The sequence below is a fragment of the Delftia sp. ZNC0008 genome (assembly GCF_000799035.1).
Taxonomy (GTDB): domain Bacteria; phylum Pseudomonadota; class Gammaproteobacteria; order Burkholderiales; family Burkholderiaceae_C; genus Comamonas; species Comamonas tsuruhatensis.
Map to the genome: position 1 here is coordinate 565 of NZ_JTKZ01000077.1, position 5124 is coordinate 5688.

Consider the following 5124-nt stretch of genomic DNA (forward strand, 5'->3'; position numbering starts at 1 on the left):
TGCGCCCGGCCTCGATGCGCGCGAAGTCCAGCAGGGCGTTGACCAGCTTTTGCAGGCGCAGCGCGTTGCGGTGGACCATCTGCACCTGATCGGGCGGCAGGTGGCCGCCGTGCTCGCGCAGGGCGTCGTCCAGCGGCCCCAGGATCAGCGTCAGCGGCGTGCGCAGCTCGTGGCTGACGTTGGAGAAGAACACGGTCTTGGCACGGTCCACCTCGGCCAGGGCCCGGGCGCGCCGCGCTTCCTGCTCATAGGCCACGGCGTGCGCGACAACGCCGCCCGTGTGGCTTGCCACCATATCGAGGAAGGCGCAGTACTCCGCATCCAGCGGGCGGCGCGGGCTGACGCCCAGCACCAGCACGCCCGAGGCCTGGCCGTCGCCCGACCAGCGAACGGGCACGATGCGCGCCAGGCGCGAGGGTTCGGGCCAGGGGCCGCCAGGCAGGGTCAGGCCCAGCTGCGCCAGGTCCACGTTGGCCGGCTGGCCCGATTGCACGGCCTGGGCCAGCGGCCAGGGCGCGGGGTCGGCCGCCAGGTCGGTGTCCATGCCGGTGGAGCACAGCAGCTGGAAGGCCGGGGGAGCGGTGTCTGCGCTGCCTGCATCCGGGGCGGCCTGGCATTCGTAGATGATGGCGAAGGGCACGTCGTAGGGGTTTTCATCCAGCACGGCGCAGACCTTTTCGCCCGCGTCCTTGGCACTGCGCATGTCCAGCGTGCGGATGCCCAGGCGGTGCAGCGTCTCCAGGCGCCGCCGGCTGACGATTTTCTCGGTGGTGTCGGTGCAGGGGCAGAACACGCCCTGCACGGTGATGCCGTCATCGGCCAGGATGGGGCCGTAGGTGAAGGTGACGAAGACCTCTTCCTGCGGCAGCTCGCGGTCGAAGAAGTAGCGCGCATCGGTGGACCAGGTGGCCTGGCCCGTGCGCAGCACGCCCTCCAGCATGGGGCCGATGTCGTCCCAGATCTCGCTCCAGCATTGCGCGCCGGCCTGTCCCAGCGCCTTGGGGTGCTTGCTGGTGCCCAGGAAGGGAATGTAGGCGTCGTTGTAGATCAGCCGGAAGTCATCGCCCCACCAGATGATGATGGGAAAGCGCGAGCCCAGCATCAGGCTGGCGGCGTTGCGCAGGCTTTGCGGCCAGCTCTGCGGCGAGCCCAGGGGCGTGCCCTCCCAGTCGTGGGCGCGCACGCGCGCCGCCATTTCGCCGCGCTGCGGCAGGAATCCAAAACCGTCTTCTGAATTCACGGGTTCTCCCACGGGATTGCCGACTTCGCGGGCCGGCCTGTGTCGTTGATCCAGGCGCCGGGGCCGCGGGGGCGGCGCAGCTATCGCGAGGCGGATTGCGCTGCAGGTGCGGCGCCTCGCCTGCGGGCGCCCTTGCGGGCAGCGCAATGCGCTGCTTGCCGGCCCCGGCCGCAGCCCGATTGCCTGCCGCCGCCGCTGTCCTTGTCCACGGTGGCCCACAGGCGCCTTTCGGCCTCTTCATGGCCTGCGCCGCGCGATTCGTGGCTGTGCACTATGTGCCGGGCCTGGCGTTTTCGCTCATGGGTATCGGTGGATTGGTCTCCTCGGGGCATGTCACTCTCCCTTGCGGGTCTGTTCCTGCTCGGGCGCGGGCGGCAATTCTATGGGGGGCGCCGTGGTGGGCGGATCTATCGGCTCGGGTCCGCGCGGGCGGCCGGGCTGGCGGTTGGGATCGTCGGGTGCCACGGGGTCGTTGGGCGTGGTCGGCACCTGGGGAATATTGGGTGCGTGGGGCAGGGGGTGGTTCATGGCTGCTGCTGTCCTGAGGGGAAGGGTTGATACAAGTGGGCAGGCGGGCTCAGCGTGGCGCGGCGGTGGCGGGGGCGGTGGCCGGATCGGCCTGCGGCGGCGTCATGGACGGCGCGGCAGGTGCGGCAGGTGCGGCCGGCGAGGCAGAGGAGGTGGGCTCTGTCGCTGGCCCTCCGGTGGCGCTGGGCGCATCCAGCCGCCCCCTGGGTGCCATGAAGTTGAACATCAGCACCAGGATCAGTGCGACGGCGGCCGTGAGGGCGGCGATGCGCAGCGGCCAGCGGCCATCGCGGTTGTGGTTGTTCTCGCTGCGCTGGCGTTCGAGGGGGGCGTGCACTCTGCGGGGAGGGGTGTCCATGGCGGTCTCCTTCAATCCATGAGCCTTCACCTTAGGCCGGACGGCGGCCTGCAACTGTCGGACAAGGCAGGACCTGGGGGAGCGACAAGCCGCTGCAAGGCAGTGGGGCTTGGCAGGACACACCGCCACGGGCAGCGGCGCCAAGGGCCATCGCAAGGCCGCGGCCGCGACGGCAGGTGCCGTGTCAGCCGTGGCGCCTGCGCCGGTCGGCCGGCGCTATGCGCAGCAGCTGGCGGTACTTGGTGACGGTGCGGCGGGCCACGACCAGGCCCTGGGCGCCCAGCTGGCGTGCGATATCGACGTCGGACAGGGGCCGGGCATCGGATTCGGCCGCGATGATGTCGCCGATCAGCTCGCGGATGGCCGTGGCCGAGCAGGCGCTGCCGCTGGCACTGAGCATGGGGCGCGAGAAGAAGTGCTTGAGCTCGAACACGCCCGTGGGCGTGGCCATGTACTTGTTGTTGGTCACGCGCGAGACGGTGGATTCGTGCACACCCACTTCCTCGGCAATTTCGCGCAGCACCAGCGGCTTCATGGCCATGGCGCCGAACTCCAGGAACAGCTCCTGCTTTCGCACGATGGCCCGGGCTACGTCCAGGATGGTGGAAAAGCGCTGCTCCACATTGCGCACGGTCCAGCGCGCGTCCTGCAGATGGTCGGCCAGCTGGGCCTGGCCCGTGCAGCGGTGGCGCTGGAACAGCTGCTCGTAGACGCTGTTCAGTCGCACGCGCGGCACGACGGCGGGGTTCAGTTGCACATTCCAGCCGCTCGGTCCCCTGCGCACGATCACGTCGGGAACGATGTAGTCCACGCGCGTGGAGCCGAAGCTCCAGCCAGGCCTGGGGTTGAGGCGCCGTATGGCATCCATGGCCTGCACGATCTGGGCCGCCGGCACCTGCAGCGCCTTGGCCAGCCGCGGCACGTCGCGCGCGGCCAGCGCGTCCATGTGGTGCTGCAGCAGGGTCTGCGACAGCTGGCGCAGCGTGGCGTCAGCCATCTGCGGGCATTGCAGCAACAGGCATTCGCCCACGCTGCGCGCGGCCACGCCCGCCGGATCCAGCGATTGCACCAGTCGCAGGGCGATGAGCATTTCCTGCGCATCGGGCGCCGGGCTGAGCGCCAGCAGGCCGGCCAGCTCCTGCAGGTCCGTGCGCAGATAGCCGTCGTCGTCCAGCGATTCCACGATGGCGCGCGCCATGCACAGGTCGCGCGGCGTCATGGCCGTCACGTTGAGCTGGCCGTGCAGGTGCATGGCCAGCGTGGTTTCGCAGGCAGCCGTGTCCATGGCGGAGCCCTCCGCGTCAACGGCCTGGCGCGCGCCCAGGTGCATGTCGGCCACCCACAGGTCGCGGTCATCTGCGGGCTCGGCATCTTCCAGGAATGGGTTGTCCTCCATCTTGCTGCGCACCATCGCGGCAAAGTCCAGCGAGGACATCTGCAGCATGCGCACCGCGTGCTGCAAGCGCGGGGAAAGCGTCTGGGACTGGCGTATGTCCGCCTTGAGGTGCATGGAACCCATCTCGTCTCCTTGTTGCGATGGCCACAAGGACGCAACGTTCATGCCCCGATCAGCGTGGCGAATCGTCTGGATACACTTTGGGCACGAAACCTGCTGCGTACTTGCTGCGCAGAAGGCACAGGGGCCCGGGGTTCGGCCGTCGCTGCGGGTATCGGCTTTGCAACAGCAGGGCCGCTCAAGGCGCCTGCGGTAAAAATTTCCGCTCGGGCGCAAGGTTTTCTGCAAACTTTGCCATGTACCAATCCACCGGTTTTCACACGGTCCCGCCGCCGGGAACCCTCAATGCAGTCCCGCAAGGCGGGGCGCGCGGCGCCGCACGCGGGCCATCCATGTCCATGCGCCTGAGACGGGTCCTGTTGCTTCTGGCCTTGCTGGTGCTTGTGCTGGCCGCCTCGTCCTGGCTGCTGTTGCGCGCCTATCAATCCGGGCACGCGGCGCAGGAGCAGGCCGTTCGCATCGCCAGCATGGCCGCGGCCCGCCTGCTGGACAGGCAGGAGCCACGCGCTGCCAATGCCGAGCAGGCGCTGGCTGCCGTCCAACCGCTGCTGGAGGCGGGATGGTCCGGCTTTCTGGTGGACAGCGCGGGCCGTGCGGTGCCGGCCGGCACGGCTGCGGCAACGGGTCAGCCTGCCTTGCCCGCTGATTTCAGCGAGCGCCTGGCTTCCAGCCTGGCGCACGGCTGGCTGGATGTGCCCGATGCGCAGGGCGGCACCCTGCGCGTTTTCTTCAGCAGGACGGCCCAGGGCTGGACCTGGGTGAGCTGGGTTCCCTGTTCCGCGCTGGATCCGGCGTGTTCCCCGCTCCTGAGGGGCGTGATCTGGGCGGCGATCGTGTTGTTTGCGCTGGCCGGCCTGGGCCTGGCGGGGCTGGCCTTGCGTGGCAGGGCGGACCCGATGAGGCCGGCCCGGCGCAGCCAGGCCGGCGGCGCACCGGGGGAGCGGGACAACGAAGCCGGCGAGGCCCATATCCAGAACGAGCGCCTGCAGGTGGTCGGCCGGCTGGCAGGCCGCTTCTCCCATGAGTTCAACAACCAGCTCGGCGTTCTGAGCAACAGCGCCTATCTGATTGAGCGTCGTTCGGAGGACCCGAACCTGCGCCTGCCTGCACAGGCCATGCTGCGTTCGGTGGACACGGCCAGCCGGTTGACACAGCAGCTGCTGCGCTTCGGGCCGCGCCACAGCACGCATGCGCTGGTGGTGGATCTGTACCGCTGGTTGCCGGGCGTGCGGGGCACGCTGGCCGTGGTGCTGGGAAAGCGCGTGGCGCTGGAGGTGGCTGAGCCCGCCGAGGCCAGCCCGCCGGGCCAGCCGGCCGCGCGCCTGGGCGTGTATGTGGACCCTGACGAGCTGGAGCTGGCGCTGATCAGCATTTTCCTGTCCGTGCGCGAGGCCTTGCCCGATGGCGCACGCGTGCGCATGGCGGCACATCCCGTGGGCGGACATCTTGCGGCATCGGCCGCCAAGGGCGAGCAGGACGCGG

The 5124-nt window shown here is 69.7% G+C and carries 6 protein-coding genes; 1 reads left to right on the forward strand and 5 read right to left on the reverse strand.

The window, feature by feature from the left end:
- The 5 genes from L995_RS02780 to rpoN form a co-directional block, all read right to left on the reverse strand.
- Positions 1-1240, reverse strand: a 1240-nt coding sequence (locus L995_RS02780) for a sensor histidine kinase (protein WP_331428939.1), incomplete at its 3' end; no start/stop codon positions are given.
- A gap of 80 nt (positions 1241-1320) precedes the next feature.
- Complete coding sequence (locus tag L995_RS31675; protein WP_082001473.1) at positions 1321-1572, reverse strand: plasmid stabilization protein; 252 nt, start codon at positions 1570-1572, stop codon at positions 1321-1323.
- 1 nt (position 1573) lies between these two features.
- Positions 1574-1768 (reverse strand): hypothetical protein, encoded by a 195-nt coding sequence (locus L995_RS02785; protein ID WP_016446355.1) that lies wholly within the window; start codon positions 1766-1768, stop codon positions 1574-1576.
- Between the two features lie 49 nt (positions 1769-1817).
- The gene (locus L995_RS02790; RefSeq protein WP_047468927.1) at positions 1818-2126 is read right to left on the reverse strand and encodes a hypothetical protein; all 309 of its coding nucleotides are present in this window, start codon (positions 2124-2126) and stop codon (positions 1818-1820) included.
- 184 nt (positions 2127-2310) lie between these two features.
- The gene (rpoN, locus tag L995_RS02795; protein WP_017404821.1) at positions 2311-3645 is read right to left on the reverse strand and encodes an RNA polymerase factor sigma-54; all 1335 of its coding nucleotides are present in this window, start codon (positions 3643-3645) and stop codon (positions 2311-2313) included.
- 233 nt (positions 3646-3878) lie between these two features.
- Between rpoN and L995_RS02800 the strand changes: the two genes are divergently transcribed.
- Positions 3879-5124, forward strand: a 1246-nt coding sequence (locus L995_RS02800) for a hypothetical protein (RefSeq protein ID WP_047468930.1), incomplete at its 3' end; no start/stop codon positions are given.